Below are 25295 nucleotides of genomic sequence, written 5' to 3' on the forward strand. Positions count from 1 at the left end.
TATTTCAAAGTTCATAGAGCATATTGAATCCAATCGACAAATATGTTAAATCCGGTTTAAAATTTGCACTTTTTATAGGGTTTGAGGTTGAAATGTTTATTACAAATAAATCACTGTCACAATATACAACAAATAAGAAAATTCTAGATTATGATTCCTTTGTTCTCAAACATTTTCCAACAACCTCGATAAAGCTGTCAATACAGCAAGCATTATCAATCTCCCGGGATCCGAAATTTTGATTTCATTTTCATCATCTGGAGCAATAGACAAATCAATAAACTCCATGACTTCTTCCTCTTTCAATTCTGAAAAGAAAATATCCAAAGCTGTATTATAGTCATTATTCTCATTAATCACCTTCCAGCTTTCTTCTTCAGATTTTGAAATCGCTGCCTCATCAAAAACAGGTATTGTAATTTGTTTTTGAAACGTACCATAAATTCCAAGAAATAAAAACATCAGGTAATCAATTTCTTCGTCAGTCATTAATTCAGAATGAGTCCCAATCAAAATATCTAAGAGAAGACTTTGATCCGATTGAAGATGAACTAATAATTTATCCAGTTCTTTTTCATTATTTTCAAAACGAACAATCGTTTCATCAAGATGGTGTGATTCTATCATGCTTAAAATTTAGGTTCATTTAAACTAAAACAAGTTCAATTTTATGGTTTGAGGTATGCGCTGCTAAAATAACAAGAATTTGTAAACTGTTGATTTAAGAATTTTATAATCCTTAAAATAACAGCTTATTTCTGATCTTTCCACGTCCAAAGATACATACAAGCAATGGATCTGTAGGGCCTCCATTTTTCAGCAATTTGAATCATTTTCTTCTGAAGTTCCTTCCCTTCTAATTCTAAGTTATACAATTTCTTCATGGCCATTTGAATGCCATAGTCTCCAGGAGAAAAAACATCTTCCCTACAGAGGCCAAACATTAAAACCATTTCCACTGTCCATTGGCCAACCCCTTTTATTTGAATTAGTAATTTCGAAATTTCATCTTCACTTAACTTGCTCCAATCTGTGCGATTCAGTTTATGCTCTTCAAAGAATTGAGCAATATTTTTTATATAAGCTAATTTTTGATAAGATAAACCAATACTACGAAGGGTTTGATCCTCTGTTTTAAGGATTGCTTTATTTGTAGGAAATTTATTTTTATATAATTCTAAAAATCGTTTATTAATTACACTTGCAACTTTAACAGAAAGTTGTTGGCTTATAATGGATCCAACAAGATATTCCCTCAAATCTGATTTAGTCCCTGTAACATGCAAGCTTTCGACCGGAATACTTGCCACAAGTTTTTTCAGTTTTGCATCTTTATTTAAGGTACTGATATGCTTCATAAGTTTCAAAAATATGGAAATAATCAGGATCTACTGCAATCTCGATCATAATTTAGAGATTTCTTGACCTGAAGTGGGTACTTTAAATTAAAATTTGATTTGAATTAATCTTTTTATTAATAATTTTGTTTAGCATCCATCAGATAATCATATTAAATCGAATTCGGCATGAGTTTTACAGACAAAATCAATACAGATTTAAAAGAAGCAATGAAAGCACAGGACCAAAAGGCACTGAGGGCTATCCGAGCTATTAAAGCAGCTATTTTACTTGCCAATACGGATGGAAGTGGCAAGGAAGTAGATGATGAAAAAGCGATTCAAATTCTGCAAAAACTTGTTAAACAACGTCGGGAATCCTTAGATATTTATGAAAAACAAGGTCGGGAAGATCTCGCAGTAGTAGAACGGGATGAAATTGCTGTCATTGAAAAGTATTTACCTGCCCAATTAGACGAAGCTTCACTTCGAAGAATTCTTCAAGAATTAATCGTTGAAACAGGCGCTTCAGGTCCAAAAGATATGGGTAAAGTAATTGGCGCTGCTTCTAAAAAACTTGCTGGCCGTGCTGATGGTAAAACGATTTCACTCATGGTAAAACAATTATTGGAAACAAACTAGGCTTTCCCATTCACAAGTAAAAGCTGCTTTACCTTGGTTTAAGAATTTTAATACTTACAAATTAATAAGCGCCTATTCATTCTGAAGGCATTTGAATAGATTCAATTTTTTCAAACCACTCCTCTAGTTTTTCAAAATCGTATAAGCCTGTTTTTTCTTCATTTCCAGGCGCAAATAGAAACCCTTTTATAGTAGAATCCAAAACCGGATTTGTGTTAATATCTGTTTTTAAAATGCATTGCATGGATTCAAAGCTTGCATTTGATTTTTCTATAATGACATATTGAAATTGACTTTGTGGATTCCGTATTAAAAATTGTTCCGATCTAAAAACAATACAATCTGAAGGCAATTCGAATACTTCATCCAGGTAAAATCCGTCTAATTTATAGTCCGATAATGTTGCCTGGTGAGGGGTTGCTGAAACCCCAATAAGTTGCGGACCTTCAATCCATTCACGAAATTGAGTGATTCGGGATCTGATTGCTTTTTCATCCGGATCATCAAGATTAATTCCGATGAAATCAACTTCTTTAGCTGCCAGATAACGTGCAATCGTTAAGTCATTTACAGGAAAGGCAAAAAGGATCGGTTTTTTCATAATTTAGGATTCAAATAAATGGGGATGTACATCTTTCATTTGAAACGATTTTCGATGGTATTTACAAATGCCAAATTGCTGAATAGCCATCCGATGTTTTAAGGTTGGATATCCTTTGTTTTGATTCCAGCCATATAATGGAAATTCTTGATGTATTTCAAGCATATACTGATCTCGGTGTGTTTTTGCTAAAATGGAGGCGGCGGCAATACTTTGGAACTTTGCATCGCCCTTTACAATACAATACTGTTCTATTTCCAAATGTGGAATTTTCTTATTTCCATCAATAATTATAGATGTTGGTCTAATTTTTAAATCCAGCAAACATATTCGCATAGCTTTCAAACTAGCTTGCAAGATATTAATTTGATCAATTTCAATAGGTTCTAACTTGCAAACCGACCAACAAAGAGCTTTGCTCTCGATCTCTGTTCGGAGGATATTTCGTTCTTTTTCATTCAATTTTTTGCTATCATTCAAGCCTAAAATTTCCTGATTTGGGTCCAAAATTACAGCTGCCGCAAATACCGGACCTGCCAGAGGACCTCTTCCAGCTTCATCACACCCCGCTTCATATAAGATATTTTTGTAATATGTTTTTAAATTCATCTAATTTCTAAAGATTATTTTTAGCTTTGCAAGTCGCAAAATAAGGACTTATGCGTTGTGTGTTGATAATCCCCGTTTTCATATTCTTTTCTTTTGTATTTGATGCAAATTGCCAAACAAAATGGCAGTCGGCTACAATCCTTCTCGAAGGCAAAAGTATTAAAGATCTTAATTCTATTGGTATTGCTTTCGATCATGGTCATTTTCATGCTGGTGTTTCTTATCATGGTGACTTTACAGAACAAGAAATTGAACAGATTCGCAAGGCAGGCTTTGAAGTAAAAATAAGTTCGTATCACGAGCCTGAAATAGAATCACGTAATTCCCCGGCAAATTGTAATAATGAACCCGAAATAGCTCCTGAATTTCCACTTCCTACAAATTATCAATATGGATCTATGAATGGATTTCTAAGCCTTTCAGAAATTTATGAAAGTTTAGAGATCATGCATGATTTATTTCCAAATTTGATCACTATAAAAAAAGCAATTGGCAATTATAGAACAACAGATCAAAATCAGATTTATTATGTAAAGATTTCTGATAACCCAAATCAGGATGAAAATGAACCAGAAGTCTTATATACCGCACTTCATCATGCCCGCGAACCTGTAAGTATGTCGCAAATGATGTTTTTTATGTGGCATATTCTGGAAAATTACGGTCGGGATGAGGCGATTACTTCATTGATTAATAATAGAGAATTGTTTTTTATTCCTTGTGTAAATCCTGATGGATATCGCTTTAATGAAGATACGAATCCTAATGGTGGAGGCTTTTGGCGTAAAAACAGAAGCCCAAATGCCGATGGAATTGGAACGGATCTTAATCGCAATTATGAACAAGGTTGGGCTTATGATAATGATGGATCTAGCCCTTCAGGTACTTCAGATACCTATAGAGGAACAGAACCATTTTCGGAAACTGAAACTTCAGCATTGCAATATTTTTGTGAAAACAGACAATTCACCATTGCAATGAATTATCATGCATTTGGAGATTTGCTAATTATTCCATGGGGATATTTGGATAGGCCTACAGTCGATTCTAGTTTGTTTAATAGCATTGCCAAGATAATGACCCGGTATAACCATTTTGAAGTTGGCACTTCCAATCAAACCTTAAGTTATAAAGTAAATGGTGTAGCAGATGATTGGTTTTATGGCGAACAAATATTTAAGAATAAAACCTATGCATTTACACCTGAGGTAGGCTATGCTTTTTGGCCGCAACGAAAAGACATTTTAAGTTTAAATCAATCTACGCAATACATGAATTTAGTGGCAGCCTGGACCGCTGGAGAATGTGCACATTTTACTGAAGAATCTCCAAAATCTATTACTGCTGATACTAATTTCCTGACTTACAATGTAACAAGGCTTGGCGTAGTTCAAGGATCTATAAAAATTCATCTCGAGTCAAATCAAAACTATATTCAATTTATTAATAATGATCTGGAATTACAATTGAATCCTGGTGAAACCAAACAAATTTCAATACCATTCGTAGTAGATGGAAATCCTTCCAGAGGAGACAGTATAGAATTTACAGCATTATTAACAACCGGTGTCTATTCTGAAACCTTAAAAAACAAAAAGGCTTTTGTCGGAAGAGCTGGTTGGGCTGATAACTTTTTAGATGATCGCAAATGGTTTTCTCCTGCTGTTTATGCTTGGATGTTAACCGCCGAAAGTTTTGTTTCGGCTCCAAATTCATTAACGGATAGTCCATTGGCACCCATGGAAGCAAATACAGAGAAAGTATTTCAAAATTCTCTTCCGATTGACTTAACGAATGCAAAATATGCATATCTGAAATTTAAAGCTAAGTGGGATCTGGATGATCTAGTTGATTATGCACAAGTAAGAGTTTCGGAAAATGGCATCCATTTTCAATCCCTTTGTGGCAAATACACTAAATCAGGTTCACAGTTTCAAGAATTTGGCGAACCTGTTTATTGCGGTGAACAAAAAGAATGGGTTTCAGAATGGATAGATTTAAAAGATTATATAGGGAAGATCCTTTTACTTCAGGTGTTTCTATATACAGGATCAAACGAAGCTAAAAAAGATGGGTACTATTTTGATGATATGGAAGTCTTTACAGATCTCACAACCCAAACATTCAACGCAAATGATTTTAGTATGGGTGAGTTGTTTCCACTACCTGCACATGATAAATTTTCGTTGAAATTAAATACGAGTACAAACCTTGCCGAACTGAATTTTGAATTCATTTCCGCTTCCGGTAAAGAACATAAAATAGAATCAAAAATCCAGAAAGGACTGATAGAATTTGAAACTTCTGCCCTGGTTCCTGGTTTATATTTCTTATCCGTTAAACATAAAGATCAAAAGCCATCGCTTTACAAGGTCCTAATACAATAATATGAATACAGATTTTCTTCAAATACTCCAGCTTCAGGAATCTAACAAAGGAAGCTGGTGCGGAGCTATTTCATTTCCTTCCGCCCAAACCATCGAATCTATTTCACCCGTAAATGGTAAACGAATTGGTGCGGTAGGGATCTCTTCCCAATCGGATTATGAAGCGATTGTATCGAAAGCTCAAACGGCTTTTCAATTTTGGCGGAATGTGCCCGCTCCAAAACGAGGTGAAATTGTACGAGAAATCGGAGATGCATTAGTAAAACATAAAGAAGCTCTTGGCCAACTTGTTTCCTATGAAATGGGAAAAAGTCTTCAAGAAGGCTTAGGTGAAGTACAGGAAATGATTGATATATGCTATTTTGCTACTGGCTTGTCAAGACAGTTATTTGGATTGACAATGCATTCTGAAAGACCCAAGCACAGAATGTATGAGCAATGGCATCCTTTGGGAATTGTAGGGGTAATATCAGCATTTAATTTTCCGGTTGCTGTTTGGTCATGGAATGCGGCCTTAGCCTGGATATGTGGCAATGTGGTTATTTGGAAACCTTCTGAAAAAACACCAATTTGCAGTATTGCTTGCCAACATATTGCCCAATCTATCTTTACTAAACATGGACTGCCAGATGGCATTTCCTGTATTATTAATGGGGATTTTAAAATTGGAGAATGGTTGAGTAAAGACTCCAGAATTCCGCTACTCTCTGCAACCGGTTCTACCCGTATGGGAAGAGCAGTTGGTACTGAAGTAGCGAAACGCTTTGGTAAATCGATTCTTGAATTGGGAGGGAATAATGCTGTTATTGTATGCCCAAGTGCTGATTTAAATGTTGTCTTAACTTCCGTATTGTTTGGGGCTGTTGGCACTGCCGGTCAACGCTGTACAACAACCAGAAGACTTATTATACAGGAAAGCATATACGAAACACTCAAAACAAAACTGGCCAATGCTTATACTCAATTAAGAATTGGAAATCCTTTGGATCCACAAAACCATGTTGGTCCATTAATTGATCAACATGCAGTCAACTTATATCTTCAAGCACTAGAACAAATAAACGTACAGGGCGGTAAATTTTTAGTTGAAGGTGGGCTATTATTTGGAGTTGAATATGAAAGTGGATGTTATGTAAAACCTTGCATAGCAGAAGTAAAACATGATTTGAATATTGTGCATGAAGAAACCTTTGCTCCTATTTTATATTTAATGAAATATAGTAATCTTGAAGAAGCGATTGCGATTCAAAATGAAGTACCTCAGGGATTGTCATCATCTATAATGACCCGGGATCTTCTGGAAGCTGAATTTTTCTTATCGCATACTGGTTCTGATTGTGGCATTGCAAATGTAAATATTGGAACAAGTGGAGCGGAAATCGGTGGTGCGTTTGGCGGCGAAAAAGAAACGGGAGGTGGGCGCGAAAGTGGATCGGATGCCTGGAGAGCCTATATGCGCCGACAAACGAATACAATCAATTATGGTACTGAAGTTCCCCTTGCACAAGGGATTAAATTTGATTTAAATTCCTGAAAAAGTATTTGTAATACCTTTCGTAAATAGCATCATTGGGAATTACAAAATAAAACGCCAAAGATTTTGCATTGGATTTAAAATGGAGTTATAAAATTTTCAGCCAAATTCAAAATACAATGAATCGTAAACATTTGTTTATACATTTTTTTAACTAATAGCCAATTTATTTCTTCCAAATTCTCATCGTTCAAAATACGGCGTGGTGAACATTTTTCAAAACCTATACTTTTGAAGATTCGTTTCTAAAATGAACTAAAGTTGCATCCCAATAAAACCAAAAACCTAAAAAGAAAAAATGTGAATTGCAGCAAGGAGCATAGTAAAGCGCCTTATTTTGAAAAAGTCTTTTGGTTTTTTTTACCGACTGAAAAGTACAAAATATCCTTTGGAAATTATAGTATGATAGTCTACTAATAATTTAAAAACATAGTTTGATCAATTCATCAAAACATTTTTAAATTCCGCTTAAAGTGCCTTTGTAAATCAAATTTTCATTGCTTATAAATCTTTAGAATAGTCTATCTAAATTACAGCACAACCCATTTACCAGCTTTAAAAAATGAGCCAGATTTAAATTGCCAAATCAACGTTTCAGCAAGCTCAATTTGAAATTCAATTTCTATGGTATTTTTTCCAGCAGGAAGAAACGGCAATCTCTTCTTAAAGATAATTTCACCAATCATATTTCTAAAACAAATTTCAATATCTTCCAATGGTTCTTCAAAATTTGAAACAAAATATAATGGCATAGATTTCTTGCCAGGATTTGGATAAACCCATATCGGAATCTCCTTAATTTCAGCAATTGGATTGGAAGCTGTTGGCATTTGTTTATCAATTGGGAATCTATAAAAGCTCAATGCGCCAATTTGATTTTTATTCAATAAATAAGGTCCTTGATATACCGTGTTAAAATCATGGTAATTTACTTCTGGTAAATAGGTAATCGTATTTACTATTCCAGGTTTTTTTAATTCCAGTATGACTGCATTACCTTTTACTTGAATATTTTTAATTACTTTCCATTGATCCTCTAATGCAAAATAATCCTTCAGGGAAATGGTTGTTCCATTCAGAATACTATCTTTTGGAGGCAATAATGTTGCACTATCTTTTTGAAAAACCAAAGTAATTTCTGAATAATCTTGTTTGCTGAAATATGCCTGTTTTATATTCGGTGCATAAAAATCGGCTTGATCAATTCCATTATAAAATTCCTTTTGAACTAATGGGAATATATTTTTTGCCAGAGCAAGATATCCATCTAAAGTATAGTGGCAACCATCATGTCCGGGTAATCCCATCGTACTAATGACTTCAATATCAGTAAAATTTTTTGGCAAGCTTCGTTGAATTTCTCTTACTGCAGCATGATCACCAGCTCCACAACCCTGATGTATTTGAACTACAAATATTTTTTTTACATTCGGATAATCGATTTTCCAATCATCATATAATGTTTTAAAATTATCAAAATAAAAAGCACTTGCATTGCTTTCGCCTTGATACCAAAAGATTGCTTTTGCTGCTGACGCCAAGTTTGATTTTTGGGCGCGATATAAGAGACTACCATATATATTTACAGGCAAAGCAGGATTTATATCATCCCGCTGATGTTGTTGAATGGAGGTACCACCTACCCCACCATTTAAAATACAAACCGGAACTTTATATTCACTTATAATAGATTTTGCTAAATCCATACCCCAAGCACAAATATCGGGGCCACCTCCATAACCTGCAGCTGAAGCAATCGTCCATTGAGTATCTGCTTTGCTACTTGAATAATTTTTACCAAAAGTTCTGCAATACAAATTAGTATATGGATTTCCTCCAAAAATACTATTGGATTGACCAGTAATAATGTAAACATCCCCTGCAACTAAATGATCTCTTCTTGCTATTAATGTATCTTCTGTTGAATTCTTTAGTTTGACTTCTATTGCATAATTTGCTAATTCTGATTTTATTTTCGCAGTAAACAAAAATGGTGCTTTTTGATTCAGATCATACACCAATGCATTTGTAATTTCTGAAATGAGTGCTTGCTCTCTATACACTAAAAGTTGAATAGAATCATATACTGGATTATCAATATTACCACGAATCTCAAAATGTGCTTCTCCATTTGAATCCCTTGGAAAAAAATGAAAATTACCGGGTATATTTGTAAACCTTGTATCCTGTGGAGGTGGATCCTTAATTTTATACTTTAATTTTAAATCTGCTTCTATTTTTTTGCGCTCGGCTATATCCAAATATCGATCGTACAATTGAATTTCTGAAATATCCCCATTAAAATAATAACCTCCCTGGTAAGCAGAAATAAATATTGTATTGTCGAGATTTTTTGGACAAAAGGATGAATCTTCAAATAAACCATTTAGAATGAGGCTTCCTTTTTGAGTTGTATTATTGTATTGTGCTATTATAATTGTGGATTCATATCCGGGATCAAAACTTGCACTAACCTGATTATTAAAATCTCCATTATGCAAAATTTTTGGAGACGTCGCACCTGCCATCCAAAGGGTATGAGAATTCCCTCCTAAAATATTATTTGACGGACCATTTGCTTTACAAACAACAATAATTGTATAATCCTTATCAACCGGAAATATGGAAGGCATATTCATAAAAGTGGACGCCCCATTAAACCTTACGGCCGGTCTGCCTCCAATACTTTGTGCGATATACTCAGCTTGATTTGCAGCTGTATTCTGAGTAGCTTTCACATTTCTTTGTGGATCTAGCCATTCTTTGACTTTTCCATTTGAATTGGTGACACCCAATGACGCATCCAAATGAAAGAGTGGAGCAGGAGATTGGGCAAAAGCAAAAACAGTGGACAAAATATACAGAATGATAAATTTAAAATCAGGAAATCTAGGCATCCGAAAAACTTGAATTATGACCAAATATAGTTGAATCTTAATTGTCGGCTATATTAATTTAAATCAAGATTGAAATTTTAATAAAAGCGGTTCCTAATATTCAAAAAATCGGAATAAGTTAAAATGTAAAATCGGAACTTTGGACCTACTATTTAATACCATTCAACCAACAATTCTAACAACTCAATGGTTAATTCATTGGGATCATTGGATTTTACTTTTAAAATACATTTAGAGATCGAACTTTGCAGGGTAATTATAATACTCACATTTGAAGTCAAACAACATGAAATTTTTAGGTTTAAATTATTTTAAAATACTTATTGCAATCCTTTTAATTCCCGGGAATAGTAATGGACAAAGTGTCCAAACAATTCGAGGAACCATTCTTGACAAACAATCTGAAACGCCTATATTAGGAGCTGCCGTTTCTGTACTAAGTGCTACCCCGGTATTGGGTAATGTCACGGACATGAATGGAAACTTTGTCATTCAAAATGTTCCTGTAGGCCGACATATTATTCAGATAAGTTATCTTGGATATCACGAATTATTGATTCCAAATACCCTTGTGTCATCAGGCAAAGAGGTAGTGCTTGAAATTAAAATGGAAGAAGCTACTCATTCCCTGGAAGAAATTATTATTGCAGCAGATGCAGATAAAGATCGTCCGATCAATGAACTTGCTACTGTTAGTTCACGCCAATTTAATGTAGAAGAGGTAAGGCGATATTCTGGTGGTCGAAATGACATCGCAAAATTAGTAGGAAACTTTGCTGGTGTGGCTGCTAATAACGACCAACGAAATGATATTATAATCCGGGGAAACTCACCTACAGGAGTACTTTGGCGTATGGAAGGAGTCCCCATTCCAAATCCAAATCACTTTACAACAATTGGAACAACGGGCGGACCTGTTTCTGCTTTAAATCCGAACATGATTTCTAATTCTGATTTTCTAACTTCCGCATTTCCTGCCGAATACGGAAATGCTTTAGCTGGCGTATTTGATATCGGATTGCGTTCTGGAAATAAAGAAAAATATGAATTCACCGGCCAGTTAGCAGCATTTAGTGGTTTTGAAGCAATGGCTGAAGGTCCAATGAATAAAAAGAATGGCGGTTCTTTTTTAGTAGCTTATAGGCATTCCTTTGTTGAAATTGCGAATAAAGTTGGCATTAGTTATGGCACTACCGCCGTTCCAGCATATAAAGACCTTTCTTTTAACCTTAATTTTGGACAAGGGAAATATGGTAAAATTTCATTGTTTGGTATTGGTGGTTACAGTAAAATTGAATTTTTAGGAAAAGAACTTGATACTACTGATATTTTTGCGGATCCAAGCCGCAATGCTTACAATATTTCTAAATTTGGTGTGGTAGGATTAAAACACAATATTTTATTAAACAGTCATTCCTATTTAAAAACCATTTTATCTACTTCTTACACAGCCAATCTTTACCAGGAAGACGATCTCCGTTATGATGATCAGGGCAATTACCGAATTGTAGATTTCAATGAATCTTTAACAGATTACCGTTTGTCCTCTTTGTATAATAATAAACTGAATTCAAGATGGACCATACGTGCCGGATTTTTAGCCACTTTTTCAAATACATCTACCCTTGTCAAAGAACGCGAAGATACTCCGGATATCGACGGTGATGGCAAGCCAGATTGGTTTACTGGAAGAGATTATCAAGGCAACTTTCTCAGCTTGCAAGAATATGCACAAGTGCGGTTTAAACTCAATGAAAAATGGACAATTAACGCAGGTACACATGCTTTATACTTTGATATTACAAATCAAATTGCATTGGATCCTAGAACTTCAATAGAATGGATTTTTTCAGCAAAACAAAGCCTTTCATTTGCATATGGTCTGCATCATCAAATTCAACCCTTACCTGTTTTTTTACGTCAGGAACGTTTGACAGATGGGACCTATATCCGGGCAAATCAAAATCTTGATTTTACAAGAAGTCATCATTTTGTTTTAAGTTATGATTTAAAACCTTCGAAAGACTGGAGAATTAAAGCGGAAACATATTATCAATCCTTAGATAAAGTTCCTGTTGATCCATTTCCATCAACGTTTTCCATGTTAAATGCAGGAGCAGATTGGGTTTTTCCTGAAAATACAAGTTTGGTAAATGAAGGCACCGGAAGAAATATTGGCATAGAATTTACCCTTGAGAAGTTCTTTTCAAAAAGTTATTATACCCTTATTACGGCATCTGTATTTGATTCAAAATATAAAGCTTCTGATAATATAGAACGCAATACAGCATTCAATGGGGGCTATGTTTTGAATATCTTAGCTGGAAAAGAATTTAAATTTGGTAAAGCAGGACGGAATGCATTTACAATGGATACAAAATTTACAACAGCTGGAGGTCGATATGATACACCCGTTGATTTAGAAGCTTCATTAGCTGCCGGTACAGAAAAAAGAAAAGAAAGCGAAGCGTATTCTGAGCGTTATGATAATTACCTTCGCTGGGATATTAAATTAGGATACCGAATGAATCATTCTAAGAAAAAGATTTCACAAACATTTTATCTTGATTTTCAGAATGTCACGAATCATAAAAATATTTTCAGAAAACAATATAGTGACTATAACAAAAAAGTAGGTACGCTTTATCAAATTGGATTCTTTCCGGACATTTTATATCGTATTGAATTTTAATTAAAGCATTAAATTCAACTGCATAAAAATGAAAATAAACGCTCATAGTATTTGCATCGATGATCGGAATATAATTTTGATCGGACTACCCCTTATGAGTGTACTGATATCCATGTTGTTATTTCATGAACATTATACAAGTGGAGATTGGGGATATATAGCCGTTTGCATTCCATTGTCTTTAATTTATACGGGTGCTTTTTGGTTTTCACTTCGATGGTTTTATATTCGAATTCGACAGAAATATCCAAAATTTAACCAAATTGGCAAACGCATCGGTCTCTTGGCATGTGCATTTTTGATTGTATATTTTTTAGTAAATTTTGGATTGGATGCATTCCTAAATTGGTTAATTCCAAGTCATATTGAGGAAAAGAATTTATTATTTGAAGGCATTGCAACATTGATTGTATCTTCCTTAATTATGTCTATTTATGAAGGTATTTATTTTTATAAAGAACTTGAAACTACTGTAGTTGAAAAAGTAAATCTGGAACGCCATTATGTTGAATCACAACTTGAAAGTCTGCGCAATCAGGTAAATCCACATTTTTTATTTAATAGCCTCAATACACTTGTTTATTTGATTCCAGAGGAACCTGCTAAAGCAGTAAATTTTGTGCGTCAATTGAGTAAAGTTTATCGGTATGTCCTGGAAAGTCGGGATGCTCAGGTGATTTCTTTGAATACTGAATTATCGAATTTAGAATCCTATATTTTTCTTTTGAAGGAGCGCTTTGGCGAAAATCTGGAAGTCCTAATGCCCAATGAAAAATTATCAGAAACTATGGGTATCGTACCGCTCACATTGCAGATGTTAATAGAAAATGCAATCAAGCACAATATTATATCCAAAGACAGACCCTTGCGAATAGAGCTACTCATTAAAGTAGATTGTATTATTGTGCAAAATAATTTACAACGCAAAAACCAAGTTACCGATTCAACCGGGGTCGGACTAGAAAACATACAAAGCAGGTATCAATTATTGAGTGAAAAAAAAGTGGAAGTTACAGAAAGCATAGATCGTTTTATCGTGCGTTTACCAATTATTCTATTACATCCAAAAGAATTATAGCATGCGCGTATTGATCATTGAAGATGAATTGCCTGCGAGCAAACAGATTACTAAAATAATGGAGAATCTATTTCCAGAATTTGTCGTCCTGAATGTGTTGGATTCTATTGAAAGCAGTATTCGATGGTTGCAAACAAATCCAGCACCAGATGTTATTTTTATGGATATCCAAATTGCGGATGGTTTGAGTTTTGATATATTTAAGCAAGTGAATATTACATCCAAAGTTGTTTTTACAACAGCCTTTGATCAATATGCAGTTCAGGCATTTCGGGTAAATGCAATAGACTATTTATTAAAACCAATCGAGCCGGAAGAATTAAAGCGTGTAATTCATAAAATCAGGACACAAACAAATTCAACGGAATCCTTAAATTTTGAATTACTGAATAAAATGATTCAAAAAGAAAAAATTAAAGAACGTTTTTTAGTGCGCAATGGTGCACATCTTATTTCAATAGCCAGCGACGATATTTTTTTGTTTCAGTCTTCAGATGGATTAACCCAAGCTATTACGAAAGATTATAAAAAGTACTTTGTAGACTATACACTTGAGAAATTAGAAGACCTTTTACAAGCTGAAAAATTCTATCGGATCAATAGAAATTTATTAATTCATCAACAAAGTATTCAACAGATAGTGCCTCATTTAAATGGCAGACTAAAACTAAAATTGGAACCACCTGGAGATGAAGACATTTATGTAAGTCGCGAACGGGTGCAAGGATTTAAAGAATGGTTAGGTGGATAATTGATTTTTGATTTCATACTTTAGGCTATATTTGGATCAGAAGTTCAAGGATTTGAGGTTTACCGCAACACTTCCTCTTGAACAAAAGTTTAAATTCCTAACTTTGCGGCCCAATGAACTACCTTACCCTAGAACATATTACTAAAATACATGGAGAAAAAGTCCTTTTTGAGGATCTTTCGATCATGATTAACCAAGGCGATAAAGCTGCCATTGTAGCTCGGAATGGTTCCGGAAAATCATCGTTGATGCGTATTATTGCTGGGGAAGACAGCTCAGATGGTGATAAAGCAAGTGTATACCTTAATAAAGATGTTAGAGTTGGGTATCTTGGTCAGGATCCAGACTTTGATCACGAGGATACTATCCTGGATGCTGTTTTGAGTTCTGAAAGTGAGGCTATGGAGCCTTTAAAAGCTTTGTATAGAGCTCAAAATACTCACGATCCCAAAGAAATTGAGAAAGCATTGCATCAAATGGACGAACATCATGCCTGGGAAATGGATACTACCATGCGTGAGTTATTTGGTAAATTTCAATTGCCTGGTTTTGATTTTAAGGTAAAGCATCTCAGTGGAGGACAAAAAAAGAGGCTGGCTTTGGTGCGATTATTAAGTGTTAAACCTGATTTCCTTATTCTAGACGAACCTACCAATCACCTGGATCTGGAGATGATAGAATGGCTGGAACGCTTTTTAGAGCAATCGCAGATAACCCTTTTTATGGTTACCCATGACCGGTATTTTTTAAATAATGTTTGCAATCAAATATACGAACTGGATCGAGGTATTTTATATAAATACCAAGGGGATTATGAAGATTTTTTGGAAAAGAAATCGATCCGAATGCAGCAAGAGTCAATTTATAAAGACAAGACCGAAAAATTACTTCGTAAGGAACTCGATTGGGTGCGAAGGATGCCTAAAGCCAGAACTACAAAAAACAAAGCGCGTGTCGACCGATTTTATGATCTGAAAGAAAGTCTTGATGGTCCAAAAGAGCAAGGTACTATAGAATTTGAAATCGACCAGCCGAGATTAGGTTCAAAAGTGTTAGAATTACATCATGTCACAAAATCCTTTGGAGAGAAGAAAATTATTGATGGATTCACATATAAATTCAGACCTACAGACAGAGTAGGAATTATTGGTCCGAATGGTTCTGGAAAAACCAGTTTTATTAAATTGATAACGGGTAATTTAAAATCAGATCAGGGTAAAATAATTATTGGTGAAACCGTTCAATTTGGGCATTATGAACAAGATGGCTTGCAAGTGCGGGATGACAAAAGGGTCATTGATGTAATTCGGGATATAGCCGATTACATTCCATTAAAAAAAGGACACAAATTATCAGCTGAAGGATTATTAGAGCGCTTTTTATTTCCAAGACCACAACAACAAGTGTTGGTATCTCAATTAAGTGGAGGTGAAAAAAGGAGATTGTATTTATTAACCGTATTGATTTCGAATCCAAATTTTTTGATATTGGATGAACCTACCAATGATTTGGATATTATTACTTTAAATGTTTTGGAAGATTATTTATTGGAGTTTCCGGGCTGTATTGTAATTGTAAGTCATGACCGGTATTTCATGGATAAAATAGTACAACATGTTTTTGTTTTGAATACGGATGGAAAGATTCAGGATTACCCTGGGAATTACTCAGATTATCGCGCCTCTTTATTGAATCAACCAAAAGTAACTTCAAATTCTGAAAAAGAAAATCCGCAGATCAAAGACAAAGGCAAAGAAAAAAAGCAAGGATTTAATGAAAAGCGCGAGATGAATCAAATTGAAAAGGATCTCGAAAAGTTATCTAAAGAACGGGAACTTTTAGTCGCTAAATTTAGTGATAGCACCATGGATAACCAGGAAATTTCAGTCATTAATAAGCGACTTACAGAAATCCAGGATTTATTAGATCAAAAAGAATTGCGCTGGATGGAATTGGTAGATGCCAGTTCCTGAAAATATAAACCCGCTTATAAACTTAATGGAGATTCAACAGTTTAAATATATAAATTATAGTATTTGAGTTCCGGTAAGATTACAACCATTATTATTTTCAGTGTCCTGGTTATCCTGGGCATCTCGGTAATGCAGGTTTATTACATCAAACAAACTTTTAATAAAGAAGAAACCTCTTTTCATCAATCTGTAAGTATCGCGCTTCGCAATACTGCTCAGGGAATTGCAAAATACAACAAAGCAAAATTAACGGAAAAGGGTTTAATCGTTCGAGAAGCCAGTAATTTCTATGAAGTAAATGTAAACACGCCAATAGATCAATCTGTGCTAGCCGTTTTGTTGGAAACAGAATTTGAAAAACAAGGTATCGCCATTCCATTTGAGTATGGTATTTATGATTGCTCGAGTAATGAATTGGTATATAGCGAATGCTGTAATGTTCCCAATCAAAAAAAAGTAGCTGTTAAGAAAAACAAGAAGTCTAAAAAGAATGATGTTACCAATTATTTTGTTGTAAAATTTCCAGAAAAAGAATCTTATGTCTACCAGAAAATGGGCTATGTAATCTTTTTTTCTGGTTTATTATTGGCAGCTTGTTTAATATTGGTTTCTGCTATTTGGATTATTTTACGACAAAAACGGTATTCGGATTTAATGAAAGATTTTGTCAATAATATGACTCATGAATTTAAAACCCCGATTTCATCCATAAAAATTTCTGCAGATGTATTGGTAAATAATCCAATGATAGAAGAGGATAAGCGTTTATTCCAATATGCAAATATTATTCGCGATCAAACGAAGCGTTTAAATGATCAGGTAGAAAAAGTTTTACAAATTGCAAAAACGGAATCTTCCACTTTTAGCTTAAAAAAGGAAGAACTGGATTTGCATGAGTTACTTAAAGAAATTTGTAACCATCAGCAAATGCGGATTCAGGATGCCGGAGGTTCTATAACTATGGAATTGAATTCCAAACGATATAAAGTAAAAGCAGATCGCTTTCATATGGTAAATGTCTTGTCTAATATTTTGGATAATGCAATTAAATATAGTGAAGAAAATCTACAGATAATATTGCGAACTTTTGATTTAAATCATGTTTGTGTCATTGAAATAGAGGACAAAGGAATTGGAATTAAAAAGGATGATTTACCCTATTTATTTCAAAAATTTTATAGGGTTTCTACTGGTGACATCCATAATGTCAAAGGATTTGGTATTGGTTTATATTATGTAAAACGGATCTGTGACGAACATGGTTTTGAACTTAGTGTAGAAAGTGAATACAAGAAAGGAACAATTGTACGTATATTGGTCAAAAATTCTCATAAATGAAAAAAGCAAGGTTATTATACGCCGAAGATGACGAAACCTTATCTTTTATAACGAAAGACCATCTGGAATTACAAGGGTACGAAGTATTGCATTGTTCAAGCGGTGCAGCTGCATTCGAAAAATTTAAAAGTGAGAAATTTGACCTGGTAATTTTAGATGTTATGCTTCCTGAAATGGACGGGTTTACAATTGCTGAAAACATCCGTAAAAAGGATCATCAGATTCCAATCCTTTTCCTGACTGCAAAGTCAATGAAGGAAGACCGGATTCATGGTTTAAAACTAGGCGGGGACGATTACCTCACCAAGCCATTTAGCATTGAAGAGTTGATTTTAAAAATTGAAATCTTTTTAAGACGATCTAAAGTCTTTGAAGCCCCGACAGAAGAAAAAGAAATTCAGGTAGGGATATACGTATATATGCCTTTAGAATACCAATTGGTATTAAATAATGATGCCCGTATTCTAACTCAACGCGAAAGCGAACTACTAAGTTTCTTGCTTAAGAATAAGAATAAAGTAATCAAAAGGTCAGTAATTCTGGAGACCCTTTGGGGTGAAGACGATTACTTTATGGGTAGAAGTTTAGACGTATTTATTTCCAGGCTTCGGAAGTATCTAGGCGAAGATCCGGATATAAAAATTGACAACATCCATGGTATCGGATTTAAGTTTGTATGTCCTTAGATTTAAAACGATTCTTCCCTATTTTACTAATTATTTGTTGGTTTACCGTGCTTTCTGTAAGTCAAAGCAGCAATCCATTTGACATTCGAAAAGCTCAAGTTTCAATTGACAGTCAGTTACTTATAAAAAAAGATAGCAGCGAAAACGTAGTCATAAATCCATTTGAATTACGACCTGGTTCAAAGAGCAGTATTGCAGGCACTCCAGGTCAAGCCAAAAGTCAAATCATGAGCTGGATAAATAAACCAGCGAATACCAGGCTGCAGGCTTCTGAAATTCAATCCCTCTTATTTTGGGCACTTTTATTTTTAAGTTTTTTACTGGCTATTGCCTTGAATATCAATCGGAGTGTCACTATTAAACTCTATCGAAGTTTGATAAACCTTAATTTCCTGAGTTTACTATACCGGGAAAGCAAAGAAGAAAATCTATTGATATATTATTTGCTCTATGGTTTATATTTTATTGGTGCCAGTCTTTTTATTTATCTCAGCATCATCCATTTTAAAGGACTTAAAGAGCCCATTTATATACTCTATATTGCTAGTGGTGTGCTCTTAATTTATGGCATCAGACATCTCAGTCTCAAGCTATTAGGAATGATATATGGCATTTACAAAGAATCCGACCGGTATTTGTTCAGCATTGTTATATTCTCTTGTATTATGGCAATTTTATTAATTCCAGCTGATTTTATCATCACTTTTGTGAATCCTGATATTGGCAGGAAGTGTATTTGGTTAATTTGCTTGATTTTCGTTATTTTATATATATATAGACAACTTCGAGAAATAATATTTGCAGTCAATTTATGGCGGGGGCATATTTTTCATTTTTTGTTATATCTTTGCACCTTCGAAATCGCACCTTTAGTCCTAATGTTCGTTTTTCTTGAGAGGCAGGGTGTGGTATAAAAGCTGAAGGAAATGCCGACTAAAACGACTACCATTGCAGCCAACAAAATCAATAGGTACAAGAAGGTTAAATCCATTTTGTTATCTCAACCTAAGCCAGAAAGATCTCCCTATTTTGAGTTAGAAGCTAAGTATCATATTCAATTAGATTGGCGTCCTTTTATTCAGGTTGATGGCTATTCAGAGAAAGATTTTCGTCGCCAGAGGATTCGCCATGATGAGTTTCCAAATGTCATTTTTACCAGTAAAAACGCAATTGAAAACTATTTTCGACTAGCAGAAGAAATGCGGTTTAAGATTAATGAGATGAATAAATATTTCTGCGCTACAGAATCCGTTGCTAATTATTTACAGAAATTTATTCTATTCCGAAAGCGCAAGGTGTTTAATGGCACTAAATCCGTTACAGAATTAACCAGTTATTTTAATAAACATAAAGAATCCGGACCATTTTTAATTCCTTGTTCGGAAGTCGGAAATCCCGAAGTTGCAAATTTCTTAAAATCCCTTAAAATAAAATTTCATGAATCTCCAATGTACCGTACGGTAAGTGCAGATTTATCTGATTTAAAAGAAATTAAATACGACGTCATTGTATTTTTTAGTCAATTGGAAATCAAATCATTATTTGACAATTTCGCAGATTTTACACAAGGTGATACTCGGATTGCTGCTTTCGGAACTCCTGCAGCTAAAGCTGTTGTCGATGCAGGTTTAATACTTGATATACAAGCTCCGACACCCGAAACACCTTCTATGACCATGGCTTTGGAAGAATATCTTAAAATAGCTAATAAATAATCTGTAAGGGAGTAGGCTTAAGGCATTTTGCTTACAGGAAGAAAGCGGAAGACTATTTTATTTGTAATTCCAGTACTTCATTGCGTATATTTCACATTCATCTTTGCGTTTAGCTTATTTATTTCCGAGGTCACTGATGCTGAATATTGATCAAATAAAATTCCAATTAAAAGAACCTTTACCTGGCAAAGCTGCACATTTGAGACTGGCACCTTTTGCAGCCCGATTAAATTATGCTATCCCAGATGATGTGCATATAGCTGCTGTTTTAATCTTAATTTACGAACGAAATCAAGAATATTATTTTCCTTTAATCACACGACAGTCAAATCATCCTGCAGATAAACATAAAGGACAAATTGCATTACCTGGAGGTCGCAAAGATCCTGCAGACATAGATACTCAAGCCACAGCATTACGAGAATGTGTTGAAGAAATCGGCATCTCTGAAGATCAGGTTGAAATTCTTGGAGCTTTAAGTCCTATTTACATTCCGGTTAGTTATCATCATGTCTATCCTTATGTGGCATATTACCATGGCAAACCAGAATTTAATTTACAGCAAACAGAAATTTATGCCCTTCATGAAATTCAATTATCAGAATTACAAATTCCTGATTACCGTAAAAATATAGAATTAATAACCACGGAAGGTCCATTGCGTGAAGTCCCGGCTATTCAAATAGGAGATCTTGTCATATGGGGAGCCACAGGTATGATTTTGGAAGAGTTTTCGGAACTTGTAAATAGGCTGTAGGCCTTTTGGATTAATGTTAAGAAGGGATGGCTAGAAGTGTTTAGACAGAATTTTTGATTTGTTGGTTTGAGAGTGTCAAATTATATTCACGCAACTTCATAATAAATTTATTCATTATTTCTCAACTGGAGAACATAACGACCATTCTTCATGAAATTCCAGCATACAGAATATTTATCTAATACCTTTCATTTCATCAGTTTAAAAACACATTGCCTGAAGCCTATTTAATATAGACAGCTCCAACTGACTGTGTTATTCATGCAATTATGTATTTTTGAAACTTAATTCAAGAAGATGGGATCAGATTGTTTTGAAGTGATTGGTGGACATAAACTCAAAGGAGAATTGCAGCCACAAGGCGCCAAGAATGAAGCCTTACAAATATTGTGTGCAACTTTACTAACGGATCAGCCGGTGACGATTCACAACATCCCTGACATTTTAGATATCCGACATTTGATACAATTAATTGGAGGATTGGGAGTAAAAGTAAGTAAACACGATACTCATAGTTATACTTTTCAGGCATCAGATATTGATCTGGAATATTTTGGGACCCATGAATTTCAGAACAATGCAAGAAAAATAAGAGGTTCCGTAATGTTGTTGGCACCATTATTAGCTAGATTTAAACGAGCTGTATTACCAAAACCAGGAGGTGATAAAATTGGTAGAAGACGATTGGACACGCATTTTCTAGGTTTGCAAAAGTTAAATGCACAATTTGTATTCGACGAATCTAAATCAGAATATAAAATCACGGCAGATCATCTCACTGGAGCTTATATTTTAATGGATGAAATCTCTGTCACAGGCACTGCCAACGTACTTATGGCTGCTACGCTTGCAAAGGGAACCACCACTATATATAATGCTGCCTGCGAGCCTTATATTCAGCAACTTTGTAAAATGCTCATACGAATGGGTGCCAAGATTTCTGGATTAAGTTCGAATCTATTGGTTGTAGAAGGTGTAGAAAAATTGCAAGGTACGAGTCATACTTTATTGCCGGACATGATCGAAATCGGTAGTTTTATCAGTTTAGCGGCTATGACACAATCTGAATTGAAAATTAAAAATGCAGGTGTACAACATTTAGGAATAATCCCATTTGTTTTTGAAAGAATGGGCATAACATTAAAAATCCAAGGTGATGATATATTAATACCTGCACAAGAAGAATATGAAATTCAAAGTTTTATGGATGGCTCCATTATGACTATATACGATGCACCCTGGCCAGGATTTACACCCGATCTTATGAGTGCCTTATTGGTGATGGCAATCCAGGCAAAAGGCAGTGTATTAATTCATCAAAAGATGTTTGAATCCCGCTTGTTTTTTGTAGATAAACTCATCGATATGGGTGCCCAGATTATCCTTTGTGATCCACATCGAGCTACGGTCATTGGTCTCAACAGAAAATACCAATTAAAAGGAATCGAAATGACTTCTCCAGATATACGTGCAGGAGTTGCATTATTAATTGCAGCTATGTCGGCATCGGGAAAAAGTAAAATTCATTCTATACATCAGATTGATCGCGGTTATGAAAACATAGATCAACGATTGAATGCGGTAGGAGCAGAAATAGTAAGGAATTAAATACTCTAGTTTAAAAAAATTTAATTTAGAATTTTGTAGGTTTAAATTAACTTATGTAAACTAAAATTTAGATCAGAGAACTTTTTTATTAATATATCCTTGAAATAGAAATTTAATTTCGTCTGTCAATATGAAGAAAAATTTATTTATAGCATTTGAAGGCATTGATGGAAGTGGAAAAAGCACTCAGGCAAAACGATTAGCAAGACTTTTAGAAAATGCAGGACATAAAGTTTACAGCACCTTTGAGCCAACGGATAATCCGATTGGTAAAATGATCCGGGATATTTTCAATCATAAAATGGAAGCAGATCACCGCACTATTGCAGGATTATTTGTGGCAGATAGACTAGATCATTTATTAAATAAATCAAATGGTATATTGAAAAAATTGGATGAAGGATATACTGTCATTACCGACCGATATTATTTTTCATCTTATGCATATCACGGCACTCACATGGCCATGGACTGGGTAATTCAGGCCAATGCCCTAAGTGCTGAACTACTACGTCCAAACCTAAATATTTACATTGATATCAGTCCTGAAATCAGTATGCAACGCATTCAAAGTGGGCGAAATTCTACAGAACTTTATGAAACACTGGAAAATCTTAGGAACGTACGAGAAAAATACATAGAAGCATTTGAAAAGCTTAAAACTCAAGAACAGATTTTTATAGTCGATGGTAATCAGAGTCCGGAAATTATTGGACAAAACATTTGGATAAAACTTAATACCTTAATTGGAATTTGATCTTCCATCAGTGTCTTTAACTGAGTACTTATACTGTGAATCCCTACTATAAAAAGTAAAATGAATATTTGCAAACTACTTGTAAATTTCAATCTCCACAGAATTAAATCTGAAATTCTAAGTATTAGACTTCAATATTTTAGAAAAATAATCAATTCATGATGAATCTATTTATAAGTATTAAAAATCCAAGGGAGTTCATTAGAACTATGAGTATTTATAGGAAGTAAAATCATAAAAGGATACAGATTCGGCAATTTAAATGATACTCTGGTGGGTTCATTAAGAATCAATAAAATAGGTATATAGAATCATCGTTAACCTTGGATAAAAGTTAAAAGTGACAACCGATAAAGAAGTATTAAACAGAAGCATTTCAAAATAAAATTTAAAAAAACTGTTTTATTTAAAAATTAAGATTTATCTTTAAAACACGGATCTCTGAATTTGGAGAATTTAAAAAATAAATATCATATGTAAGAGTTTTTTAATTTAATTATACAACACCTTATGACACCTAAACCCCCTATTGATTTACAAAATGAATCACAGCAATCTCATTTCAAAAATGCTACAAAAGCTTTACCCCGAAAAGTTAGAATTCAACATATCTTCCATAAGAATTCCGATTGTTGTGGCATTTATTTCCAATACGACAAAGAAATCATAGAATTTATAAAGAGTTTACCAGGACTATTTTATAGTAAAACCTACCGATGTTATTATTTTTTTTACGAAGATAATCGATTTAAAGAGTGCATTGAAAGTTTCCATAATGCTGGAATATTTCCAGATTACCGAGGACTTAGCCTTAGCATTAAAAAAAGAGTAGAAAATAATATAAAATTAACAAATTCAACCATATTAAATTCAAACAAAACGGATTGTTATGAAAGCAGTAAAAACTTTGCAGATCAATTCGGCAACTATTTAGAGCAATTGCGTTACAGTTCATCGACTGTTAAAACATATAAAAATGCATTGTTTGTTTTTTTAAATAGTATGAATAAAAATCCTGCAGAAATACAAAATGTAGATCTTGAAATTTTTAATCAGGAGTATATATTAAAACAAGGATATTCAGTCTCTTATCAAAATCAGGTGGTGAATGCTTTGAAACTATATTTTGAAAAATATCAAAATAAATTATTAGATATAAATCAATTAGAGCGTCCCAGAAAATCAAGTCGATTGCCAAAAGTAATAGATAAAAAGCAAGTGGAACAATTATTAAAAACGATAGCAAATAAGAAACATCAAATGGCACTCAGCTTGATATATAGTCTTGGTTTGAGAGCAGGTGAACTGATCAATTTAAAAATCAAAGATATCAACGGAAATCAAAAAACGGTTACTATAAGACATGGCAAAGGGGACAAGGACAGGGTAGTTCCAATTAGTGAAAAAATGCTAATATTTCTCCGAAATTACTACAAGATATACAAGCCAAAAATATATTTAATAGAAGGTCAATTTGAAGGAATGCCTTATTCAATAAGAAGTTTGGCCTTAGTTTTCAGGGCACAAAGTGAACGGATATTAGGTCCGAACAATTTTACATTACATAGTTTAAGGCATAGTTTTGCTACTCATAATTTGGAAGCTGGAGTTGATTTAAGGTATATCCAAGAATTACTAGGACATAAATCCAGCAAGACAACTGAGATATATACCCATGTGAGCATCCGTAGTTTAAAAAACATTAAAAGCCTGACCGATGATTTTGAATTATAATATATCAAGAAAAAAAGCTACCGTAAACATCCCAAATTGGAATATTTAAAGTAGTTTTACTACTTGTATTGGACAACATACAGACCATATTTCAAGCGGACAACGAGTAAAGCACACTCATTTCCGACCCTGTGTTTTTATTTTTCCCCACCCGCATTTTTAAAAACAATTTTAGCCAGCCCCCCAGTGCACATTTGGC

Annotated in this window: 20 protein-coding genes; 15 read left to right on the top strand and 5 right to left on the bottom strand. The window is 34.1% G+C overall.

What is annotated here, in order from left to right; translation table 11 throughout:
- Nucleotides 1-165 precede the first annotated feature (165 nt).
- A complete protein-coding gene (locus IPO86_15910) occupies nt 166-627 on the bottom strand; it encodes a hypothetical protein (GenBank protein ID MBK9729593.1) in 462 nt (153 codons plus the stop codon).
- A gap of 125 nt (nt 628-752) precedes the next feature.
- Nucleotides 753-1358, bottom strand: coding sequence for a DNA-3-methyladenine glycosylase 2 family protein (locus tag IPO86_15915; GenBank protein ID MBK9729594.1), 606 nt, complete (start codon nt 1356-1358; stop codon nt 753-755).
- Nucleotides 1359-1526: 168 nt separating this feature from the next.
- Here IPO86_15915 and IPO86_15920 point away from each other — a divergent pair, with 168 nt between their 5' ends.
- Nucleotides 1527-1979, top strand: coding sequence for a GatB/YqeY domain-containing protein (locus IPO86_15920; protein MBK9729595.1), 453 nt, complete (start codon nt 1527-1529; stop codon nt 1977-1979).
- Nucleotides 1980-2055: 76 nt separating this feature from the next.
- On the opposite strand, the gene IPO86_15925 is transcribed toward IPO86_15920, so the two are convergent.
- Both IPO86_15925 and IPO86_15930 read right to left on the bottom strand, forming a co-directional pair.
- Entirely contained in the window at nt 2056-2580 is a 525-nt protein-coding gene (locus IPO86_15925) for a hypothetical protein (protein MBK9729596.1), read from the bottom strand.
- A gap of 3 nt (nt 2581-2583) precedes the next feature.
- Complete coding sequence (locus IPO86_15930) at nt 2584-3189, bottom strand: ribonuclease HII (GenBank protein ID MBK9729597.1); 606 nt, start codon at nt 3187-3189, stop codon at nt 2584-2586.
- A 50-nt stretch (nt 3190-3239) separates the two neighbouring features.
- Between IPO86_15930 and IPO86_15935 the strand changes: the two genes are divergently transcribed.
- Together IPO86_15935 and IPO86_15940 are read left to right on the top strand one after the other, a co-directional pair.
- Nucleotides 3240-5576, top strand: coding sequence for an immune inhibitor A (locus IPO86_15935; GenBank protein ID MBK9729598.1), 2337 nt, complete (start codon nt 3240-3242; stop codon nt 5574-5576).
- Between the two features lies 1 nt (nt 5577).
- Nucleotides 5578-7110, top strand: a complete 1533-nt coding sequence (locus IPO86_15940) for an aldehyde dehydrogenase family protein (GenBank protein ID MBK9729599.1) — start codon at nt 5578-5580, stop codon at nt 7108-7110.
- A 530-nt stretch (nt 7111-7640) separates the two neighbouring features.
- Here IPO86_15940 and IPO86_15945 read toward each other — a convergent pair.
- Nucleotides 7641-10007 carry a hypothetical protein gene (locus IPO86_15945; protein ID MBK9729600.1) on the bottom strand — a complete coding sequence of 789 codons (2367 nt, stop codon included), beginning with the start codon at nt 10005-10007 and terminating at the stop codon, nt 7641-7643.
- A 286-nt stretch (nt 10008-10293) separates the two neighbouring features.
- Between IPO86_15945 and IPO86_15950 the strand changes: the two genes are divergently transcribed.
- The 12 genes from IPO86_15950 (at nt 10294) to IPO86_16005 (ending at nt 25096) form a co-directional block, all read left to right on the top strand.
- Complete coding sequence (locus IPO86_15950; protein MBK9729601.1) at nt 10294-12699, top strand: TonB-dependent receptor; 2406 nt, start codon at nt 10294-10296, stop codon at nt 12697-12699.
- A gap of 28 nt (nt 12700-12727) precedes the next feature.
- Nucleotides 12728-13777, top strand: a complete 1050-nt coding sequence (locus IPO86_15955) for a histidine kinase (protein MBK9729602.1) — start codon at nt 12728-12730, stop codon at nt 13775-13777.
- 1 nt (nt 13778) lies between these two features.
- Nucleotides 13779-14528, top strand: a complete 750-nt coding sequence (locus IPO86_15960; protein MBK9729603.1) for a response regulator transcription factor — start codon at nt 13779-13781, stop codon at nt 14526-14528.
- Between the two features lie 113 nt (nt 14529-14641).
- The gene (locus tag IPO86_15965) at nt 14642-16501 is read left to right on the top strand and encodes an ABC-F family ATP-binding cassette domain-containing protein (protein ID MBK9729604.1); all 1860 of its coding nucleotides are present in this window, start codon (nt 14642-14644) and stop codon (nt 16499-16501) included.
- A gap of 63 nt (nt 16502-16564) precedes the next feature.
- The gene (locus IPO86_15970; protein MBK9729605.1) at nt 16565-17839 is read left to right on the top strand and encodes a HAMP domain-containing histidine kinase; all 1275 of its coding nucleotides are present in this window, start codon (nt 16565-16567) and stop codon (nt 17837-17839) included.
- The gene (locus IPO86_15975) at nt 17836-18525 is read left to right on the top strand and encodes a response regulator transcription factor (protein ID MBK9729606.1); all 690 of its coding nucleotides are present in this window, start codon (nt 17836-17838) and stop codon (nt 18523-18525) included. The genes IPO86_15970 and IPO86_15975 overlap by 4 nt, the downstream gene beginning before the upstream one ends.
- A complete protein-coding gene (locus IPO86_15980; GenBank protein MBK9729607.1) occupies nt 18516-19439 on the top strand; it encodes a DUF4271 domain-containing protein in 924 nt (307 codons plus the stop codon). Before IPO86_15975 ends, IPO86_15980 begins: the two co-directional genes overlap by 10 nt.
- Before the next feature lie 12 nt (nt 19440-19451).
- Entirely contained in the window at nt 19452-20240 is a 789-nt protein-coding gene (locus IPO86_15985) for a uroporphyrinogen-III synthase (protein MBK9729608.1), read from the top strand.
- A 136-nt stretch (nt 20241-20376) separates the two neighbouring features.
- Nucleotides 20377-20997 (top strand): CoA pyrophosphatase, encoded by a 621-nt coding sequence (locus IPO86_15990; GenBank protein ID MBK9729609.1) that lies wholly within the window; start codon nt 20377-20379, stop codon nt 20995-20997.
- A gap of 297 nt (nt 20998-21294) precedes the next feature.
- Complete coding sequence (gene murA, locus IPO86_15995) at nt 21295-22605, top strand: UDP-N-acetylglucosamine 1-carboxyvinyltransferase (protein ID MBK9729610.1); 1311 nt, start codon at nt 21295-21297, stop codon at nt 22603-22605.
- Between the two features lie 130 nt (nt 22606-22735).
- On the top strand, nt 22736-23362 hold the full coding sequence (gene tmk, locus IPO86_16000) for a dTMP kinase (protein ID MBK9729611.1): 627 nt from the start codon (nt 22736-22738) through the stop codon (nt 23360-23362).
- Between the two features lie 510 nt (nt 23363-23872).
- A complete protein-coding gene (locus IPO86_16005; GenBank protein ID MBK9729612.1) occupies nt 23873-25096 on the top strand; it encodes a tyrosine-type recombinase/integrase in 1224 nt (407 codons plus the stop codon).
- Nucleotides 25097-25295 lie beyond the last annotated feature (199 nt).

The organism is Saprospiraceae bacterium, assembly GCA_016717265.1.
Classification (GTDB): Bacteria; Bacteroidota; Bacteroidia; order Chitinophagales; family Saprospiraceae; genus Vicinibacter.

Bases quoted from the DNA above. Each gene is read 5' to 3' on its own strand.
- IPO86_15960 (MBK9729603.1), top strand. From the start codon at position 13,779: ATGCGCGTATTGATCATTGAAGATGAATTGCCTGCGAGCAAACAGATT.
- IPO86_15915 (MBK9729594.1), bottom strand. From the start codon at position 1,358: ATGAAGCATATCAGTACCTTAAATAAAGATGCAAAACTGAAAAAACTT.
- IPO86_15985 (MBK9729608.1), top strand. From the start codon at position 19,452: ATGCCGACTAAAACGACTACCATTGCAGCCAACAAAATCAATAGGTAC.
- IPO86_15935 (MBK9729598.1), top strand. From the start codon at position 3,240: ATGCGTTGTGTGTTGATAATCCCCGTTTTCATATTCTTTTCTTTTGTA.
- IPO86_15930 (MBK9729597.1), bottom strand. From the start codon at position 3,189: ATGAATTTAAAAACATATTACAAAAATATCTTATATGAAGCGGGGTGT.
- IPO86_15955 (MBK9729602.1), top strand. From the start codon at position 12,728: ATGAAAATAAACGCTCATAGTATTTGCATCGATGATCGGAATATAATT.
- murA (MBK9729610.1), top strand. From the start codon at position 21,295: ATGGGATCAGATTGTTTTGAAGTGATTGGTGGACATAAACTCAAAGGA.
- IPO86_15945 (MBK9729600.1), bottom strand. From the start codon at position 10,007: ATGCCTAGATTTCCTGATTTTAAATTTATCATTCTGTATATTTTGTCC.
- IPO86_15950 (MBK9729601.1), top strand. From the start codon at position 10,294: ATGAAATTTTTAGGTTTAAATTATTTTAAAATACTTATTGCAATCCTT.
- IPO86_15990 (MBK9729609.1), top strand. From the start codon at position 20,377: ATGCTGAATATTGATCAAATAAAATTCCAATTAAAAGAACCTTTACCT.
- IPO86_15910 (MBK9729593.1), bottom strand. From the start codon at position 627: ATGATAGAATCACACCATCTTGATGAAACGATTGTTCGTTTTGAAAAT.
- tmk (MBK9729611.1), top strand. From the start codon at position 22,736: ATGAAGAAAAATTTATTTATAGCATTTGAAGGCATTGATGGAAGTGGA.
- IPO86_15940 (MBK9729599.1), top strand. From the start codon at position 5,578: ATGAATACAGATTTTCTTCAAATACTCCAGCTTCAGGAATCTAACAAA.
- IPO86_15925 (MBK9729596.1), bottom strand. From the start codon at position 2,580: ATGAAAAAACCGATCCTTTTTGCCTTTCCTGTAAATGACTTAACGATT.
- IPO86_15965 (MBK9729604.1), top strand. From the start codon at position 14,642: ATGAACTACCTTACCCTAGAACATATTACTAAAATACATGGAGAAAAA.
- IPO86_15975 (MBK9729606.1), top strand. From the start codon at position 17,836: ATGAAAAAAGCAAGGTTATTATACGCCGAAGATGACGAAACCTTATCT.
- IPO86_15980 (MBK9729607.1), top strand. From the start codon at position 18,516: ATGTCCTTAGATTTAAAACGATTCTTCCCTATTTTACTAATTATTTGT.
- IPO86_15920 (MBK9729595.1), top strand. From the start codon at position 1,527: ATGAGTTTTACAGACAAAATCAATACAGATTTAAAAGAAGCAATGAAA.
- IPO86_16005 (MBK9729612.1), top strand. From the start codon at position 23,873: ATGACACCTAAACCCCCTATTGATTTACAAAATGAATCACAGCAATCT.